Genomic DNA, 16993 nt, shown 5'->3' with positions numbered 1-16993 from the left:
AGCACCGGATGGGCGGCGCGGCGATCATCGAGCAGTTGATGACCACGGAGGGCAGGAGCGACCCGTACCCGCTGTACGCCAAGGCCCGCGAGCTGGGGCCAGTGGCCCCGATCGGGGACGGCATGTTCATGGTGAGCGGCTACGCCGCGGCCAACAAGATCCTGCGCATGCCCGCCTTCGGCGTCGCGACCGCCGAGCTGCTGGCCGACCTGACCCCCGGCTACACCGAGCACTCCTCGCTCGACCTGTTCGGCCGCTCGATCCTCCAGCGCAACGCCCCCGACCAGCCCCGGGTCCGCTCGCTGATCGCCTCCGTGTTCACCGCCCGCAGGGTCGCCGCACTGCGCCCGGCCGTGGTGGCGGCGGTCGACCGGCTGCTGGACGAGATGGCCGAGCAGGGCGCCGACGGCTCGCCGGTGGACTTCATGGACGCCTTCGCCTTCCGGCTGCCGGTCGGGGTGATCTGCGAGCTGCTCGGCGTGCCCGAGCAGGACCGCTACCGCTTCCGCGGCCTCGCCTCCGACCTGACCGTCGCCCTGGAGTTCGTCCAGGACCTGGACGAACTGACCGACGCCGACAGCGCCGCCGAGGAGCTGACCCGCTACTTCACCGAGCTGGCCGTCGAGCGCCTGGCCCGTCCGCAGGACGACCTGGTCACCGACCTGGCCCGGATCGCCGCCGCCGACGACGAGCGGCTCTCCGCCGAGGAGCTGCTGGCCAACCTGGTCCTGCTGCTGGTGGCCGGCTTCGAGACCACCACCAACCTGCTCGGCAACGGCCTGAACCTGCTGTTCCACCACCCCGAGGCGGTCGCCGGGCTGCGCAGCGGCGCGATCACCCCGGCCGGGTTCACCGACGAGGTGTTGCGCTTCGACTCGCCGGTCCAGGTCAGCGGCCGGGTCGCGCTGGGGGAGGACCTGGTCATCGAGGGCGTGCCGATCCCGCCCGGCCACGGGGTGACCCTGCTGGTCGGCTCGGCCAACCGCGACCCGGCCCGGTACGAGCGCTCCGAGGTCTTCGACCCGACCCGCACCGACAGCCAGCCGCTCAGCTTCGGCGGCGGCGCCCACTTCTGCCTGGGCTCCCAGCTGGCCCGGCTGGAGGCCGAGGTCGCGGTGCCCGCGCTGCTCGACCGCTTCCCCCGGCTCGCCCCCGGCGGCGTCCCCACCCGGCGCGACCGCTTGGTGCTGCGCGGCTTCGAGACCCTGCCGGTGACCGTCCGGTGACCGTCCGGTGACCGTCCGCTGAGGGTGCGCTGAGGGTGCGTCGACCAGCGGCCGCCGGGACCGGAACGAGCTCCTCCGGCCCCGGTGGCCGGGACGTTCGGCCGTTCGTGGCGGGGCCGTTCATGGGAGATCATGGGGGATGAAAGCGGCCAATCCGGACCGATCACCCGGAACGGCCACCCGCCAGGAGGTCCCCACCGTGCCCACAGCACCCCGCCCGCCGCGCCCCGCGGCGCCGCAGCCCGAGGTGCCGCGGTGGGTGCCCTGGCTGCCGGCGATCCTGCTGGTGCTGGACCTGATCGCCGAGGCCGTCGTCCCGCAGGCCGTCGCCGCCGGCTTCCTGCTGACCGCGCTGCCCGTGGTGGCCGCGTTCAGCTACGGACCGGTGCTGACCGCCGTCACCACGGTCGGCTCGCTGGCCCTCCAGCTCCTCCTGGCGCTGCGCATGGACCACATCTCCGAGCAGCACCACGTCTGGGTCTACATCACCACCCTGGTCTCCGGCGTCATGGGCACCGCGCTGTCCTGGCAGCGCACCCGGCAGAACCGCAACCTGATCCAGGCCCGCACGGTCGCCGAGACCCTGCAGCGCACCGTGCTGCGCCCGGTGCCCGAGCGGACCGGCGGGCTGCGGCTGTCCGGCCTCTACCGCCCGGCCCAGGCCGACGTGCTGGTCGGCGGCGACCTGTACGAGGTGTGCGACACCCGCTTCGGCGCGCGGGTGCTGCTCGGCGACGTCCGCGGCAAGGGCCTGGGCGCCGTCCGCACCGTCGCCGACGTCCTCGGCGCCTTCCGGGCGGCCGCGTACGACACCCCCGGGCTGGTCGAACTGGCCGACCAGCTGGACCGCGCGGTGCTGCGCGACGCCGCCGACCGCGGCGACGACGAGCTGTTCGTCACCGCCGTCCTGCTCCAGTACCGGCCCGGCTCGGACTGCGTGGAGATCGTCAACCGCGGCCACACCAGGCCGCTGCTTCTCGGCGGAGGCGGCATATCCCCGGTGTCCTGCGCCGACGAGCTTCCGCTCGGCCTCGGCCACCTCGGCCCCGCCGACGAGCGCAGCAAGGCGATCGCCGTCGCGCTGCCCCCGGGCCACACCGTCCTGCTCTACACCGACGGCGTCAGCGAGGCCCGCGACACCACGGGCGCCTTCTACCCGCTGGCCCCCCGCCTCGCCGCCCTCGGCAGCACCGCCCCCGACCGGGTGGTCTCCTTCCTGGCCCAGGACGTCCACCGCTACGCCGGCCTCCTCGCCGACGACCTCGCCGTCCTCGCCCTCACCCCGGACGCCCCGTAGGCGAGGCCTCTCCCCGTTCCTCCCCCCGTCACCCGGACGGGTCCGCCGGGATGCCCCCGGGCGCGGGAGTGCGCAGGCTGCTGGCAACCACCGGGCCCGGCCGGGCCCCGAGGGCACGGCACGGGAGGACGAGATCGACGGGACACGGACGGCGGACACCGGCGGGGGAGCCGGCGCGCGGCTGCTGGCGCGCGGCGCCCTGCTGGCGGCGGCGGGGGCAATCGGGATGCTGCTGTTCGCGCTGGGGGAGGGCGGACTGCTGGTGGTCGCCGCGGGGCTGCTCGGACTGGTCGTCTGGGCCGCCGGCATCTGGTGGTTCCTGGCCTACCGGGGCGCGGTCCGGGTGTTCGGGCTGCTCGTCGCGATCGCGGCGCCGGTCGCGGTGCTGGTGCTCTTCGCCCACCACCGGCTGTGGCTGACCGCCCTGGTCCTCGTCCTGTGCTGGGGAGCCGCGCTGGTACTCGCCCGCGCGGCACTGCGCAGGGCCACTCCGGAACCGCCGATGCAGGCGGTTGCCGCGCCCCGTCCGCAGCGGCCGGTCCTGATCATGAACCCGAAGTCCGGCGGCGGGAAGGTCGGCCGCTTCGGACTGGTCGAGCGGGCGGAGGAACTCGGCGCCCGGGTGGTCCTGTTCGACCGCACCGCCCCCACCGATCCCGTCGCGCTCGCCCGTACGGCCGTGGCCGAGGGCGCGGACCTGCTCGGCGTGGCGGGCGGCGACGGCAGCCTGGCGCCGGTCGCGGCCGTCGCCGCCGAGCACGGCCTGCCGTTCCTGGTGCTCCCCGCCGGCACCCGCAACCACTTCGCCCTGGACCTCGGCCTCGACCGGACGGACCCGTCCCGCGCCCTGGACGCGCTGACCGACGGCGAGGAACTGCGGGTCGACCTCGGCGAGGTCTCGGGCCGGGCCTTCGTCAACACCGTCTCCTTCGGCGTGTACGCCGACATCGTGCAGCGCCCCGAGTACCGGGAGGACAAGGTCGGAACGGTGCTGGCGCTGCTGCCCCAGCTGCTGGTCGGCGAGGGCGTGCCGCGCATCGACGTCCGGGCCGACGCCACCGTGCTCACCGGCGAGCAGGCGCTGCTGGTCAGCAACAACCCGTACGGCTCGACCGAGGGCCTCGGCATCGGCGACCGCCGCCCCCGGCTCGACGGCGGCGAACTCGGCGTGCTCGGCATCCGGGTGGAGGGCGTGACCGAGGCCGCGGACGTGGTCGTGCGCGGCAGCCGCTCCACCGGGCTGAGAGCGCTGACCGCCCGGCGGGTCGAGGTGACCGCGGACGGGGGCGAGATCCCGGTGGCGGTCGACGGCGAGGCGCTGCGGATGCCCGTACCGGTCGTGTGCACCCTGCGCCCGCGGGTGCTGCGGGTCCTGGTGCCGCGCGACCGCCCGGGCGTCCCCGCCTCCGCGCCGCCCGTGAACTGGCACCGGCTGGCCGACCTCGCGCTCGGCCGCGGCCTCCCCGGCGCCCACCGCCACTCCGGCCCGACCACCGAGGGGCCGACCACCGAGGGGCCGACCCGTGACTGATCCGAAGCACCACGCGGTTCCGCCCGCCCCGCAGGCCGTGCTCACCGACCTGCGGACGCTCGACGGAGCCGTCTACGCGGCCGTCGCCGGCACCCCCACCCCGGCCCTGGACTCCGCGCTGCGCCGCCTCTCCCGGGCCGCCGACCACTCGAAGATCTCGCTGGCCGTCGCCGCGCTCCTCGCCCTTGTCCCCGGCCGCCCCCGGCAGGCGGCGGTGGCCGGGGTCGGCGCGGTGGCGCTGGCCTCGGTGACGGCGAACCTGGTCGGCAAGCAGTTGGTCCGCCGCCCCCGGCCCGACCGGGAGCAGGCCCGGGTGGTGGTCGGCCGGCAGGTGCCGATGCCCGAGTCGGCCTCCTTCCCGTCCGGTCACATGGCCTCGGCGACGGCCTTCGCCACCGCGGTCGGCGTGCTGCTGCCGCCGATGGCGGTCCCGCTCGGCGCGGTGGCGGCCGCGGTCGGCTACTCCCGGGTCCACACCGGCGTGCACTATCCGGGCGACGTCGCGGCCGGCGCCCTCCTCGGCTTCGCGGCCGCCGTGGCGTCCCTCGCCGTCGTCCGCGCCGCGCCGCCGCGCCCCCCGAAGTGACCGGGCCGCCCCCACGAACCCGACCCCACAAAACCCGAAAGGGACCGGCGCCGAACGGCACCGGTCCCTGTCCGCTCCCGCGGGCCGGACGGCCCTCTACAGGTCGTAGTAGAGCTCGAACTCGTGCGGGTGGGGGCGGAGGGCGATCGGGGCGATCTCGTTGGTGCGCTTGTAGTCGATCCAGGTCTCGATGAGGTCCGGGGTGAAGACGTTGCCGGCGAGGAGGTACTCGTGGTCGGCTTCGAGGGCCTCCAGGACGGCGGGGAGGGAGGAGGGCACCTGGGGGACGTTGGCGTGCTCCTCGGGGGCCAGCTCGTAGAGGTCCTTGTCGACCGGCTCCAGGGGCTCGATCTTGTTGCGGATGCCGTCGAGGCCGGCCATCAGCATGGCGGCGAAGGCCAGGTAGGGGTTGGAGGCCGGGTCGGGGGCGCGGAACTCGATGCGCTTGGCCTTGGCGTTGGAGCCGGTGATCGGGATGCGGATCGCGGCGGAGCGGTTGCGCTGGGAGTAGACCAGGTTGACCGGCGCCTCGAAGCCCGGCACCAGGCGGTGGTAGGAGTTCACCGAGGGGTTGGTGAAGGCCAGCAGCGAGGGGGCGTGCCGCAGCAGGCCGCCGATGTAGTAGCGGGCGGTGTCGGAGAGCCCGGCGTAGCCCTGCTCGTCGTAGAAGAGCGGGGTGCCCTCGGCCCACAGGGACTGGTGGACGTGCATGCCCGAGCCGTTGTCGCCGAAGATCGGCTTCGGCATGAAGGTGGCGGTCTTGCCGTTGCGCCAGGCGACGTTCTTGATGATGTACTTGAACAGCATCAGGTCGTCGGCGGCGTGCAGCAGGGTGTTGAACTTGTAGTTGATCTCGGCCTGGCCGGCGGTGCCGACCTCGTGGTGCTGGCGCTCGACCTCCAGCCCGGCCTTGGCGAGTTCCAGCGACATCTCGGCGCGCAGGTCGGCGAAGTGGTCGACCGGCGGGACGGGGAAGTACCCGCCCTTGTACTTGACCTTGTAGCCGCGCACGTCGCCCTCGGCGGCGCCGCTGTTCCAGGCGCCGGCCTCCGAGTCGATGTGGTAGAAGGACGCGTTGGCGCTGGTCTCGAAGCGGACCGAGTCGAAGACGTAGAACTCGGCCTCGGGCCCGAAGTAGGCGGTGTCGGCGATGCCGGAGGAGGCGAGGTAGGCCTCGGCCTTCCTGGCGACGTTGCGCGGGTCGCGGCTGTACGCCTCGCCGGTGACCGGGTCCTGGATGAAGAAGTTGATGTTGAGGTGCTTCTCGGCCCGGAAGGGGTCGAGGCGGGCCGTGGCGAGGTCCGGGACCAGGGCCATGTCGGACTCGTGGATGGCCTGGAAACCGCGGATCGACGAGCCGTCGAACATCAGGATCTCGGACGGGTCGAAGGTCGCCGCAGGTACGGAGAAGTGCTGCAAGACGCCCGGCAGGTCACAGAAGCGGACGTCGACGAACTTCACGTCGTTGTCCTGGATGAACTGCTTCACTTCGGCGGCGTTGTTGAACATCCATCCTCCTCGGCGTGCGAATTGGGCTCACCATAGGAATGGGCCGTTTCCACTCGGTGACCCGCTCGTTTCCTAGATGTTAACCACGGTCGCCGGGCGCATGGCAAAGGCGTACGGGACGGTACAAATCACCCCGCCCAGCTGGGCACCCTTCCGCAAGTGGTCTGGACCATTCGAAAACTGCCGGGAAAGCCCCGGAACGACGATTCACCCGGTCGGGGGTGATGCCCGGCGGGGAGGGGAGCCGGTGGCGGAGCGGGCCGTCAGCCCGGTTAGTGTGGATTCGTGGACACCAGAGAAGCGTTGGGATCGTGGATCGACGGCCCCCGGGCGGCCGCCGAGAAGATGGGCGCCGACTTCGGCTACCGCGGCGAACGCCTCGGGCTGCCCAAGGAGGGCTCCGGCTCGATCGCCGGCCCCGGCCGCCGGATCGGGGCCCTGTTCGTGGACGGCTGGCTGGTCTCCCTGATCGCGTACGGGCTGCTCGCCCGCGGTGACCAGGCCGAGGCCAACCTGTGGACCAGCCCGCTGTACTTCCTGGTCGTGTCCCTGCTGCTGTCCACCACCGGCACGACGGTCGGCAAGCGGCTGTTCGGCCTCCGGGTGGTCCGCCTGGACGGCCGCCGCGCGACCATCCCGCAGGTCCTGCTGCGCACCCTGCTGCTCTGCCTGGTGGTGCCGCCGCTGGTCTGGGACCGCGACACCCGCGGCCTGCACGACAAGGCGGTCGGCACCGTCGAGGTCCGGGTCTAGCCCGCTGTACGAACGTCGAAACGGCCCCGCCGCGGAGCTTCCGCGGCGGGGCCGTTCTCGTGTCGTCAGGGGAGGGGGAGGGTCAGCGGGCCTGGCCGCCCTTGGGCATCCGGGCGCCCTTCGGCATCGGGCCCTTGGGGATCGGCGCCTTGGAGAGCAGGTCGCCCAGCGCGCGCAGGCGGTCGTTGGTCTCGGTGACCTGGGCGGCGGTGATCGCGCGGGGCAGGCGCATCAGGTGGATCTGGAGCTTCTTCAGCGGGATCTCGCCCTCGCCGTTGCCCACCACGATGTCGTGCACCGGCACGTCGCCGACGATGCGGGCCATCTTCTTCTTCTCGGAGGCCAGCAGCTGGCGGACCCGGTTCGGGTTGCCCTCGCCGATCAGCGCGATGCCGGCCCGGCCCACGGCGCGGTAGACCGCGTCCTGGTTACGGGTGACCGCGACCGGGGTGGTGTTGGAGCTCCAGCCGCGCCGGATGTTGTTCAGCACCGCGGCGACGGCGCCCGGCTGCCCCTCCATCTGACCGAACGCGGCGCGCTCGGCCCGGCGCCCGAAGACGATCGCCATGGCCAGCACGGCCACGATGAAGCCCAGGACGCCCAGGTAGACGGGATGCTCGATCGCGAAGCCGATGGCGAGGAACACGCCGAAGGTCAGCAGGCCGATGCCGGCGATGATCAGGCCGATCTTGGTGTCGACCTTCTTGGTCATGGTGTACGCCAGGCGGATCTGCTTCAGTCGCCCGGGGTTCTCGGATGTTTCCCTCGCCATAACGCTCATGGTACGTGGCACGGGTACGGGATATCCAAGCCCGGGTACCCGTTCGCCCCAACCGTGACCCGCGCGCCCACACGCCGTCGCGCAGAGCGACGCCGGGGTGGGGATGGCGGTCCCGGCGGTGCCGGAGCGTTACCGCCGAACGGGTCGTGTCGGCACCGTCTCCGCCGCCGCGTGGTCGTGCCGGCGGTCCGCCGCGTGCCGGCGGTCCTCGCACACCGCCGCCCACGCGTTGCGGCGCGCGTGCCGCTGGCCGGGGGCCAGCAGGACGCTTTCGGCGAACCGCAGCGCCACCCCCACCGACCGGATCCGCATCCGCATGCCGAACAGCTCCTCCCGTGGCTGAGAAGAATCGAACGCCCATCAGGCGTCCAGCGTCCCCACTCCGTGTTACCAGCCCGTGACCAGGCCGTCAAAGCGTGGTGAAGGCGAAAGGGCGGAGCCGAAGCTCCGCCCTTCCCATGGCTCGAACCGGTCGGTGGACCGCGAGGCCGGCGTCAGCGCGCGGTTGACCGGCGTCAGCGCGTGGTCAGACCGCGGCCTGCTCGCGCCGCTCCAGCGCCTGCCGGTACAGCCGGCCGGCCCGGTACGAGGACCGCACCAGCGGGCCCGACATGACGCCCGCGAAGCCCAGCTCCTCGGCCTCCTCCTGGAGCTCGACGAACTCCTGCGGCTTCACCCAGCGCTCGACCGGGTGGTGGCGCAGCGAGGGGCGCAGGTACTGGGTGATGGTGATCAGCTCGCAGCCGGCGCCGACCAGGTCGGCCAGCGCCTGGCTGACCTCCTCGCGGGTCTCGCCCATGCCCAGGATCAGGTTGGACTTGGTGACCAGCCCGGCCGCGCGGGCCTGGGTGATGACGTCCAGCGAGCGCTCGTAGCGGAACGCCGGGCGGATCCGCTTGAAGATCCGCGGCACCGTCTCGACGTTGTGCGCGAGCACCTCGGGGCGGGAGGAGAAGACCTCGGCCAGCTGCTCGGGCACCGCGTTGAAGTCGGGGATGAGCAGCTCGACGCCGGTGCGGCCGGCCTCGCGGCCGGCGGTCATCGCGTGCACCTGGCGCACGGTCTCGGCGTACAGCCAGGCGCCGCCGTCCTCCAGGTCGTCGCGGGCGACGCCGGTGATGGTGGCGTAGTTGAGGTCCATGGTGACGATGGACTCGGCGACCCGGCGCGGCTCGTCGCGGTCGAACTCGGCGGGCTTGCCGGTGTCGATCTGGCAGAAGTCGCAGCGGCGGGTGCACTGGTCACCGCCGATGAGGAAGGTCGCCTCGCGGTCCTCCCAGCACTCGAAGATGTTGGGGCAGCCGGCCTCCTGGCAGACCGTGTGCAGCCCCTCCTTCTTCACCAGCGACTGGAGGGCGTTGTACTCCGGGCCCATCTTCGCGCGGGTCTTGATCCACTCGGGCTTCCGCTCGATGGGGGTCTCGCTGTTGCGGACCTCCAGGCGGAGAAGCTTCCTGCCGTCGGGCGCGACAGCGGACACGTGCGACTCCTAGAACTAGACGGGGTACCCCCAGGGTACGCCTGTGGTTGTACGGCCTTCGCCGGGCCTGCCGCCCTGCAATCGCAGGGCAACATGGCTACCGGCCGGTAGATTCCCGGCGCCCCGCCGGGAATCTCGCCGGATCCCCGGCGGGGCGGAGGGTTCAGCGGCCGAGCGCCGGTTCCGGCAGCTCGGCGAGGACGGCCGCCAGGTGCCGTTCGACGGCCGGCGCCGCCTCGGCGGCGCTCAGCCCGCGCTTCAGCTCGTCGCTGAGCGAGGCCACGCCCGCGTCCCGGATGCCGCACGGCACGATCTTGTCGAACCAGGTCATGTCCGGGTCGCAGTTGAGCGCGAAGCCGTGCATCGTCACCCCGCGGGCGACCCGCACGCCGATCGCGGCGAGCTTGCGGTCGTCACCGCGCTGGCCGGCGTTGGAGGGCGCGTACTCGGGGCCCGCCAGCCGCGGGTCGATGCCCAGCGGCAGGCCCATCCGCAGGGTCAGCTTGCCGATGTCCACCACCTGCGCCGGGTCCACCACGGCGTCCGGGATGGAGTCGCCCAGCACCCAGACCCCGCTGCGGCCCTCGACCCGGGTGGAGTCGATGCCGAACTCCCCGGCGGTGCGGATCAGCGCCTCCTCCAGCCGGCGGACGTAGGCGATGACGTCGATCGGGTCGGGCAGCTTGACGATCGGGTAGCCGACCAGCTGGCCGGGGCCGTGCCAGGTGATCTCCCCGCCCCGGTTGACCTCGACCACCGGGGTGCCGTCCAGCGGCAGGTCGGCGGGGTTGGTGCGCTTGCCCATGGTGTACACCGACTGGTGCTCCAGGAGCAGGACGGTGTCGGGGATCTCGTCGGCGACCCGCAGGGCGTGCAGCCGCTGCTGCTCCTCCCAGGCCTCCTGGTAGGGCACGGTCCGCTCGCCGATGCCCATGTGAACAAAACGCACGTTCTCGCTCACCGCTACCGCTCCTTGCCAGGCGTTCGAGACCAACCTCGCCACTGTACGCCCCGCCCGCGAGGACCCCTCAGCCGCCCGCGAGCCGCCGCCACCCCGTACCCGCTCCCTCGCCGCGCTCCCTCCCCGCTCGCTCGACTCGCCGCGAGCAGTCCGCCCGCTCGCTCAACTCGCCGCGAGCAGCTGCAACCGCAGCGCGAGCTGCAGCTCCAGCGACCGCTCCGGCTGGTTCCAGTCCCGCCCGAGCAGCGCCTCGACCCGGTCCAGCCGCTGGACCACCGTGTTCACGTGGACGTGCAGCTCGTCCTTGGCCCTGGTCAGGCTGCCGCCGCAGTCGAAGTAGGCGCGCAGGGTGCGGACCAGCTCGGTGCCGCGCCGGGCGTCGTACGCGAGCAGCGGGCCGAGCGTCGCGCCGACGAAGCCGTCCACGTCGTGGCCGTCGCCGAGCAGCACGCCGAGGAAGCCGAGCGCCCGGGCGGAGGCGCCCTCCCCGGCGCGGCCGAGCACCCGCAGCGCCCGCAGGCAGCGCAGGCCCTCGCCGTACGAGGCGGCCACCGCGGACGGCCCGGCGGCCGGGCGGCCCGCGCCGACGGTGACCGGGAACCCGGCCAGCCGGGCCAGCCGCTCGGCGGCCTGCCGGGCGGTCTCCTCGGGGTCGGTGCCGCCGGTCTCGACGGGCACCAGCAGCACCACCGTCTCGGCGTGCTCGGCGCTGACGCCGCGGGAGCCGAACAGGTAGCGCCGGGCCGCGCCGGCCAGCCGTCCCCGGTCGTCGCCCTTCCCGTCGGCCGGTTCCGCCACCAGCACCAGGTGCGGCCGGGCGAGGTCGACGCCGAGCCGGCGGCCGCGCGCGGTGAGCCCGGCCGGGTCGCGCTCGGGGGCGGTCAGCAGGTCGGTGAGCAGTTCGCCGCGGATCCGGTTCTCGGTCTCGGCGACCGAGCGGCGCAGCAGCAGGAGCAGCGCGGTGACCACGCTGGCCCGCTCGAACAGTCGCCGGTCGGCGTCGTCGAGGTCGGGCCGGCCGCGCAGCACCATGGTGCCGAGCGCGTCGTGCCCGGCCAGCACCGCGCAGACCCACTGCTCGCCGTGCCGTACGGACCGGCCCTCGGCGCGGGAGGCGGCGACCGCCTCCGCCAGTTCGGCGGCGGGTGCGGAGCGTCCGGCCAGCGGCTCGCCCTCGGCGTCCAGGACCGCTATCTCCCCGCCCAGCAGGGCGGCGACGGCGGCGGCGACGTCCGGCACCTCGGCGCCGCGCAGCACCAGGTCGGTGAGCCGGTCGTGTGCCTGCTCGGCGCGCTGCACGGCGGCGGAGTGGGCCCGGACCAGCTCGTTGGCGGCGTTCAGCTCGGCGAGCGCGGCACGGGTGTCGGCCAGCGACTTGGCGGTGTCCAGGGCGATCGCGGCGTGCGCGGCCAGCGAGCAGAGCAGCGCGACCTCGTCGGGGGAGAAGGCGCGCGGCGTGCGGTCGGCGGCGAACAGGACGCCGATGACCTGCCCGCCGATCAGCAGCGGCACCCCGATGATCGCCACCAGTCCCTCGTCCAGCACGCCCGCGTCGATCGTGCCGGTGTGGTGGAAGCGCTCGTCGTTGCGGTAGTCGGGGGTGGCGTACGGGCGGGCGGTCTGCGCGACCAGCCCGCCCAGGCCGTCGCCGAGGCTGAGCCGCAGGGTCTGGAACAGGACGGAGACCGAGCCGTCGGTGACCCGCATGTAGGTGTCGCCCGCGGCCTCGTCCGGCAGGGTCAGGTAGGCGGTGTCGGTGCCGAGCAGCATCCGGGCCCGGCGGACGATCGCCTGGAGCACCGAGTCCAGGTCCCGGGAGGCGGCGAGGTCTCCTGCGGTGTCGAAGAGGGCGGTCAACTCGGCTTCGCGGCGCCGGTGTTGACGCAGGGTGCGGTGGACCCGCAGGGCCTGCCAGGTGGCGTCGTCGATCTCGGCGAGGACGGCGGCCGGCGCCCCGCGGCGGCGGGCGTCGGCCAGCACGTCGGCGAAGTCCTCGGTGGCGGCGCCGGAGGCGAGCAGGTCGAGCAGCCGCCGCAGCGCGGGCGCGGCGCTTTCGTGAGGGTGGTTCATGGTGCGTGCTGCCAATCGGCGTCGGTTCCGTCGGTTCCGAGAAAGCGCGATCGTATCGGCTCGGTCCTCAGGCGACGGCGGGCTTCCCGTGGTCGCCGGCACCGGCCTCCCGGCCCTCCGGCCCGGCCTGAGCGCCGTCCGCGGCCTCCCCGTCGACCTCCGTGAGGTCCTGGCCCCGGGTCTCCCGGCCGCAGAGCACCGCCAGGACGGTGATCGCCGCCGCGATGGCGACGTAGACGGCGATGGGGGTGGAGCTGCCGTAGTCCTTGAGCAACGCGGTGGCGATCAGCGGCGCGGGGGCGCCGGCCGCCACCGAGGAGAACTGGGCCCCGATCGAGGCGCCCGAGTACCGCATCCGGGTCGCGAACAGCTCGGAGAAGAAGGCGGCCTGGGGCGCGTACATGGCGCTGTGGAAGACCAGGCCGACGGTGACGGCGGTGACCAGCGAGCCGAAGGACCTGGTGTCGACCATGCCGAAGAAGACGAAGGCCCAGGCGCCCACCCCGACCGCGCCCACCAGGTAGACCGGCTTGCGCCCGATCCGGTCGGACAGCGCGCCGAACAGCGGGATCAGCGCGAACTGGATCGCGGAGGCGATCAGGACGGCGTTCAGCGCGGTCTGCTTGGAGAAATGGGCGTGGGTGACGGCGTAGGTCAGCACGAAGGTCGTCATCACGTAGTAGGAGATGTTCTCCGCCATCCGCGCGCCCATGGCCACCAGCACCTCCCGCCAGTGGTTGCGCAACACCTCCACCAGCGGCAGCCGTTCGGCCGTCCGCCGCTCCGCCTGCCGCTGCTGCCGGGCCGCCAGCGCCTGCTTGAACAGCGGCGACTCGTCCACCGCGAGCCGGATCCACATCCCGACCGCGACCAGCACCGCCGACAGCAGGAACGGCACCCGCCAGCCCCACGCGAGGAACGCCGCGTCCGACTGCACCGCCGTCATCAGCGACAGCACCCCGGCCGCCAGCAGGTTCCCGGCCGGCGCCCCGCCCTGCGGCCAGGACGCCCAGAACCCCCGCCGCCGCTGGTCCCCGTGCTCCGACACCAGCAGCACGGCACCGCCCCACTCACCGCCGAGCGCGAAGCCCTGCACCAGCCGCAGTGCCGTCAGCAGCACCGGCGCAGCGACCCCGATCGAGTCGTAGGTCGGCAGCAGCCCGATCGCCGTGGTCGACCCGCCCATCAGCAGCAGGCTCACCACGAGCAGCTTCTTGCGCCCCACCCGGTCCCCGAAGTGACCGAACACCAGCGCCCCGATCGGCCGCGCCGCGAACCCGATCGCATAGGTCAGGAAGGACAGCAGCGTCCCGGTCAGCGGATCGCTGTGCGGGAAGAACAGCTTCCCGAACACCAGCGCCGCCGCCGTTCCGTACAGGAAGTAGTCGTACCACTCGATCGTCGTGCCGATCAGGCTCGCAGCCACCACTTTCGGGAGTGAGCTGCTCGCCGCCGTACCTCGCGCGGAGGTGTTCATGGCCACCACTTCCAGAACCAGGGGGAGTCGATGTCGCCACAAGGTAGGAAGCGCCCGACCCCGGGACTATGTGGGTGGTCCACACAGTCCCGGGGTCGAATGTGCCGCTCTACCCTATGAGCGGGCGGTAGGGGCGCGGAGCGTCCCCACTCAGTGCGCCGTCCAGCCGCCGTCGACGGGGAGGCTGGCGCCGGTGATGTAGGAGGCGGAGGAGGAGCAGAGCCAGAGGGCGAGCTGGGCGACCTCCTCGGGTTCGATGAGGCGCTTCACGGCGGTGCGGTCGAGCATGATCCGCTCGACCACCTCGTCCTCGGGGATGCCGTGGGCGAGCGCCTGGGCGGCGATCTGCTTCTCCACCAGCGGGGTTCGGACGTAGCCCGGGTTGATGCAGTTGCTGGTGACGCCGTGCGGCGCGCCCTCCAGGGCGACGGTCTTGCTCAGGCCCTCCAGGGCGTGCTTGGCGGTGACGTACGCGGACTTGAAGGCGCTGGCGCGCAGGCCGTGGACGGAGGAGACGTTGACGACCCGGCCCCACCCCTGCTCGTACATGTGCGGCAGGGTGCGGCGCAGGATGCGGAACGGGGCCTCGACCATGACGCGCTGGATGAGCGTGAAGCGGTCCGGCGGGAACTCGTGCACGGGCGCGACGTGCTGGAGACCGGCGTTGTTGACGACGATGTCGGCGTCGTCCGGCAGGGCGTCCACGGCTCCGGGGTCGGCGAGGTCGGCGACGATCGCGCGGCCGCCGATCCGCTCGGCGAGTTCCTCGGCCGGGCCGGCCGCGAGGTCGACGACGTAGACCCGGGCTCCGGCCCCGGCGAAGGCCTCGGCGCAGGCCCGGCCGATGCCCGAGGCGGCCCCGGTGACCATGGCCGTGCGGCCGGCGAGCGGGCGGGCAGTAGAGGTGTCCATGGCCGAGAACGGTAGGAATCCGACGGCCCCGCTCCCATGTGGCAGACCTCCACAGCACACCGCTGGGCTGTGGTGCCGTCCGCCATGACACCGGAGCGAGGTCCGAACGGCGGATCGACCCCCGCGGAAGCCCTCGGGAAAGCCCCCGGAACGGCCGAAGGTTCGACCCCGGACGACCAAACCCATCCCGAGCCCGCTTCCCCACAATGGGCGCGCTTGCTTCACCCGTTCGGTGGATTGCTCGGTCAGATCCACCCATAGCGCCCGAATGCTCGCTACATTCACGCCGATTCCCGACAGGGGGCGCCGCCCCAGGCCGCCGAAGTGCTGGTGAAGCCCGGTGCGACGTCCGAGAGGTGTTGACAGACATGCCCCAACGGCCTGCAACCGACAGCCCGGCGTACGGACCGCTCGACCCGCTCGGCCAGCGCCGAGGGCCGGTCGGCCGGACCCTTCCGGACGCCCCCGACGCCCTGACCGCCGAGACGCTGCCCGCCGACGCCCCGGACGCCGACGACCTTCGGCTGCCGGTGCAGGCCACACCCGACCGGCACGAGAACCCGGTCGCGCCCGCCCCGGCCCGCGGCCCCGGCCACTCCGGCCCGGCGCCGCAGAACGGCCAGCTCGCGGCGCTGATCGAGGAGGCCGGCTTCTCGCACGCCGGCCTCGCCCGCCGGGTCGACCAGCTCGGCCTGGAGCACGGCCTCGACCTGCGTTACGACAAGACCTCGGTCACCCGCTGGCTGCGCGGCCAGCAGCCGCGCGGGGCCACCCCGGCGCTGATCGCCGAGGTCTTCACCCGCCGGCTCGGCCGCCGGCTCACCGCCCAGGACCTCGGCCTGGACGCCTGCGCCCCGGTCTACGCGGGCCTGGAGTTCGCCGAGACACCGCAGGAGGCGGTGGACATCGTGGCGAGCATGTGGCGCAAGGACAACGGCCCGCAGTCCGAGCTGCGCCGGATCGCCTTCACCCCGGCCGGCCTGGTCGTCCCCAGCCGGGACTGGCTGATCGGCCGCACCGACGAGCGGGTCGCCCGGGACGGCTCCACGCTGGCCCGGCCGGACGCCGCCGGCCCGCCCGCCGGCAGTGCCACCTCCGCGGCCATCACCGGCGCCCCGGCGCCGGGCGCGCCCGGCGCGTCCCCCGGGAGCCCGGCGCGCGGCCCGGCGCCCGGCGCCCCCACGGCCCGCAGCACGGCCGGGACCACCGGCACCGCCCCGACCATCGGCCGGGTGCCGATCCAGAGCCGCCGGCCGCCGGTCGCCGTCGAGCCGCCGTACACCGACCCGGCCCGCGAGTCCCGCCCCACCCTGCGGGTCGGCCGCGGCGACATCGCCGCCATCCGGGCCGTCGGCGACCTCTTCCGCGCGCTCGACCACGCCTACGGCGGCGGCCACGCCCGCCAGGCGCTGGTCCGCTACCTGGAGAGCGAGGCCGAGCCGATGCTGCGCGGCCGCTACGGCGAGCAGATCGGCCGGGCCCTGTTCGGCGCGGTCGCCGACCTCACCAGGCTGGCCGGCTGGACGTCCTTCGACATCGCCGCGCACGGCCTCGCCCAGCGCTACTTCGTCCAGGCGCTGCGGCTCTCCCAGGCCGCCGGGGACCGCGCGCTCGGCGGGTACGTGCTGGTGACGATGAGCCAGCAGGCCGTCCACCTGGGCCACGGCCGGGAGGCCGTCCAGCTCGCCCGGGTCGCCCAGCAGGGCGTGGGCACCGCCGTGCCGCCGGTGGTCCAGTCGCTGATGCACGCCGCCGAGGCGCGCGGACACGGCCTGCTGGGCGACGTCAGGTCCTGCACCACCGCCCTGGTGCGCGCCGAGCGCTCGCTGGCCGCGGCCCGGACCGGCGACGAACTGCCCTCCTGGGCGCGGTACTTCGACGAAGCCCAGCTCTCCGACGAGTTCGCCCACTGCTACCGCGACCTCCAGCAGTGGCGGACGGCCGCGCAGCACGCCGAGAAGTCGCTGCGGCTGCGCTCGCCCGCCTACGCCCGCAGCCGGATCTTCTGCCGCCTGGTGCTGGCCACCGCCCGGCTCGGCATGGGGGACCTCGACGAGGCCTGCACCATGGCCACCGACGCGCTGCGGGCGGCGGGGGAGATGCGCTCGGCCCGCTCGCTGGAGTACGTCCGGGACTTCCACCGCCGCCTCACCCCGTACCGCGGCAGCCCGGTGGCCCGCGCCTTCGAGGAGACGGCCCGGCAGGCGGGGGTGATCTGACCGGCGGAGTGATCCGACCGGTCGGCGGGAGCCGGTCGCCCACCGGCGGGCCGGGTGCGTGGGGACGGGCCCCACGCACCCGGCGCACGGAGGCCGGGCCCGGTCTCCGTGCGGGCCAGGACGCCGGGCACGCCGTCGGTCTGTCACCCCGGCAGACCGCTGCTGTGTCCCGGCGCCGCGAAGTGCGCGGG

Annotated in this window: 14 protein-coding genes; 6 read left to right on the top strand and 8 right to left on the bottom strand. The window is 73.7% G+C overall.

The genetic code is table 11. The features are described from left to right. The first annotated feature begins 8 nt into the window (after nt 1–8). The 4 genes from ACGF13_RS06355 to ACGF13_RS06340 all read left to right on the top strand — a co-directional run bounded on the left by ACGF13_RS06355 (nt 9) and on the right by ACGF13_RS06340 (nt 4640). The gene (locus ACGF13_RS06355) at nt 9–1226 is read left to right on the top strand and encodes a cytochrome P450 (protein WP_392869484.1); all 1218 of its coding nucleotides are present in this window, start codon (nt 9–11) and stop codon (nt 1224–1226) included. Between the two features lie 199 nt (nt 1227–1425). Beyond that, nucleotides 1426–2523, top strand: a complete 1098-nt coding sequence (locus ACGF13_RS06350; protein ID WP_392869482.1) for a PP2C family protein-serine/threonine phosphatase — start codon at nt 1426–1428, stop codon at nt 2521–2523. Nucleotides 2524–2749: 226 nt separating this feature from the next. Further along, entirely contained in the window at nt 2750–4054 is a 1305-nt protein-coding gene (locus tag ACGF13_RS06345) for a diacylglycerol/lipid kinase family protein (protein ID WP_392869480.1), read from the top strand. After that, nucleotides 4047–4640: a phosphatase PAP2 family protein gene (locus ACGF13_RS06340; protein ID WP_392869478.1), complete on the top strand. Its 594-nt coding sequence runs from the start codon at nt 4047–4049 to the stop codon at nt 4638–4640. Before ACGF13_RS06345 ends, ACGF13_RS06340 begins: the two co-directional genes overlap by 8 nt. 96 nt (nt 4641–4736) lie before the next feature. Here the strand turns inward: ACGF13_RS06340 and glnA are convergent, their stop codons facing one another. Next, the gene (glnA, locus tag ACGF13_RS06335) at nt 4737–6149 is read right to left on the bottom strand and encodes a type I glutamate--ammonia ligase (RefSeq protein ID WP_392869476.1); all 1413 of its coding nucleotides are present in this window, start codon (nt 6147–6149) and stop codon (nt 4737–4739) included. A 285-nt stretch (nt 6150–6434) separates the two neighbouring features. Between glnA and ACGF13_RS06330 the strand changes: the two genes are divergently transcribed. Further along, complete coding sequence (locus ACGF13_RS06330) at nt 6435–6902, top strand: RDD family protein (RefSeq protein WP_392869474.1); 468 nt, start codon at nt 6435–6437, stop codon at nt 6900–6902. An 82-nt stretch (nt 6903–6984) separates the two neighbouring features. Here ACGF13_RS06330 and ACGF13_RS06325 read toward each other — a convergent pair whose 3' ends face one another. The 7 genes from ACGF13_RS06325 to ACGF13_RS06295 form a co-directional block, all read right to left on the bottom strand. Then, on the bottom strand, nt 6985–7683 hold the full coding sequence (locus tag ACGF13_RS06325) for a DUF4191 domain-containing protein (protein WP_392870081.1): 699 nt from the start codon (nt 7681–7683) through the stop codon (nt 6985–6987). 129 nt (nt 7684–7812) lie between these two features. Next, nucleotides 7813–8001, bottom strand: coding sequence for a hypothetical protein (locus ACGF13_RS06320; protein ID WP_392869472.1), 189 nt, complete (start codon nt 7999–8001; stop codon nt 7813–7815). A 208-nt stretch (nt 8002–8209) separates the two neighbouring features. Continuing rightward, nucleotides 8210–9163, bottom strand: coding sequence for a lipoyl synthase (gene lipA, locus ACGF13_RS06315; RefSeq protein ID WP_360349931.1), 954 nt, complete (start codon nt 9161–9163; stop codon nt 8210–8212). Nucleotides 9164–9326: 163 nt separating this feature from the next. Beyond that, nucleotides 9327–10097 (bottom strand): lipoyl(octanoyl) transferase LipB, encoded by a 771-nt coding sequence (gene lipB / locus ACGF13_RS06310; protein WP_392870078.1) that lies wholly within the window; start codon nt 10095–10097, stop codon nt 9327–9329. A gap of 189 nt (nt 10098–10286) precedes the next feature. Then, nucleotides 10287–12194, bottom strand: a complete 1908-nt coding sequence (locus tag ACGF13_RS06305) for a helix-turn-helix domain-containing protein (RefSeq protein WP_392869470.1) — start codon at nt 12192–12194, stop codon at nt 10287–10289. A gap of 67 nt (nt 12195–12261) precedes the next feature. Beyond that, the gene (locus ACGF13_RS06300; RefSeq protein ID WP_392869468.1) at nt 12262–13671 is read right to left on the bottom strand and encodes an MFS transporter; all 1410 of its coding nucleotides are present in this window, start codon (nt 13669–13671) and stop codon (nt 12262–12264) included. A 150-nt stretch (nt 13672–13821) separates the two neighbouring features. Beyond that, on the bottom strand, nt 13822–14583 hold the full coding sequence (locus ACGF13_RS06295) for a 3-hydroxybutyrate dehydrogenase (protein WP_392869466.1): 762 nt from the start codon (nt 14581–14583) through the stop codon (nt 13822–13824). A 368-nt stretch (nt 14584–14951) separates the two neighbouring features. Between ACGF13_RS06295 and ACGF13_RS06290 the strand changes: the two genes are divergently transcribed. Further along, nucleotides 14952–16802, top strand: a complete 1851-nt coding sequence (locus ACGF13_RS06290; RefSeq protein ID WP_392869465.1) for a regulator — start codon at nt 14952–14954, stop codon at nt 16800–16802. Nucleotides 16803–16993: the final 191 nt, after the last annotated feature.

It is taken from the genome of Kitasatospora sp. NPDC048286, from assembly GCF_043201735.1.
GTDB lineage: Bacteria > Actinomycetota > Actinomycetes > Streptomycetales > Streptomycetaceae > Kitasatospora.
Note: the sequence above shows the minus strand (reverse complement) of the source record. Positions and strands in the feature narration are given on the sequence as shown.

Bases quoted from the DNA above. Each gene is read 5' to 3' on its own strand.
- ACGF13_RS06320 (WP_392869472.1), bottom strand. From the start codon at position 8,001: ATGCGGATGCGGATCCGGTCGGTGGGGGTGGCGCTGCGGTTCGCCGAA.
- ACGF13_RS06325 (WP_392870081.1), bottom strand. From the start codon at position 7,683: ATGAGCGTTATGGCGAGGGAAACATCCGAGAACCCCGGGCGACTGAAG.
- ACGF13_RS06300 (WP_392869468.1), bottom strand. From the start codon at position 13,671: ATGAACACCTCCGCGCGAGGTACGGCGGCGAGCAGCTCACTCCCGAAA.
- ACGF13_RS06305 (WP_392869470.1), bottom strand. From the start codon at position 12,194: ATGAACCACCCTCACGAAAGCGCCGCGCCCGCGCTGCGGCGGCTGCTC.
- ACGF13_RS06345 (WP_392869480.1), top strand. From the start codon at position 2,750: ATGCTGCTGTTCGCGCTGGGGGAGGGCGGACTGCTGGTGGTCGCCGCG.
- lipB (WP_392870078.1), bottom strand. From the start codon at position 10,097: ATGGGCATCGGCGAGCGGACCGTGCCCTACCAGGAGGCCTGGGAGGAG.
- ACGF13_RS06295 (WP_392869466.1), bottom strand. From the start codon at position 14,583: ATGGACACCTCTACTGCCCGCCCGCTCGCCGGCCGCACGGCCATGGTC.
- glnA (WP_392869476.1), bottom strand. From the start codon at position 6,149: ATGTTCAACAACGCCGCCGAAGTGAAGCAGTTCATCCAGGACAACGAC.
- ACGF13_RS06290 (WP_392869465.1), top strand. From the start codon at position 14,952: ATGCCCCAACGGCCTGCAACCGACAGCCCGGCGTACGGACCGCTCGAC.
- ACGF13_RS06355 (WP_392869484.1), top strand. From the start codon at position 9: ATGGGCGGCGCGGCGATCATCGAGCAGTTGATGACCACGGAGGGCAGG.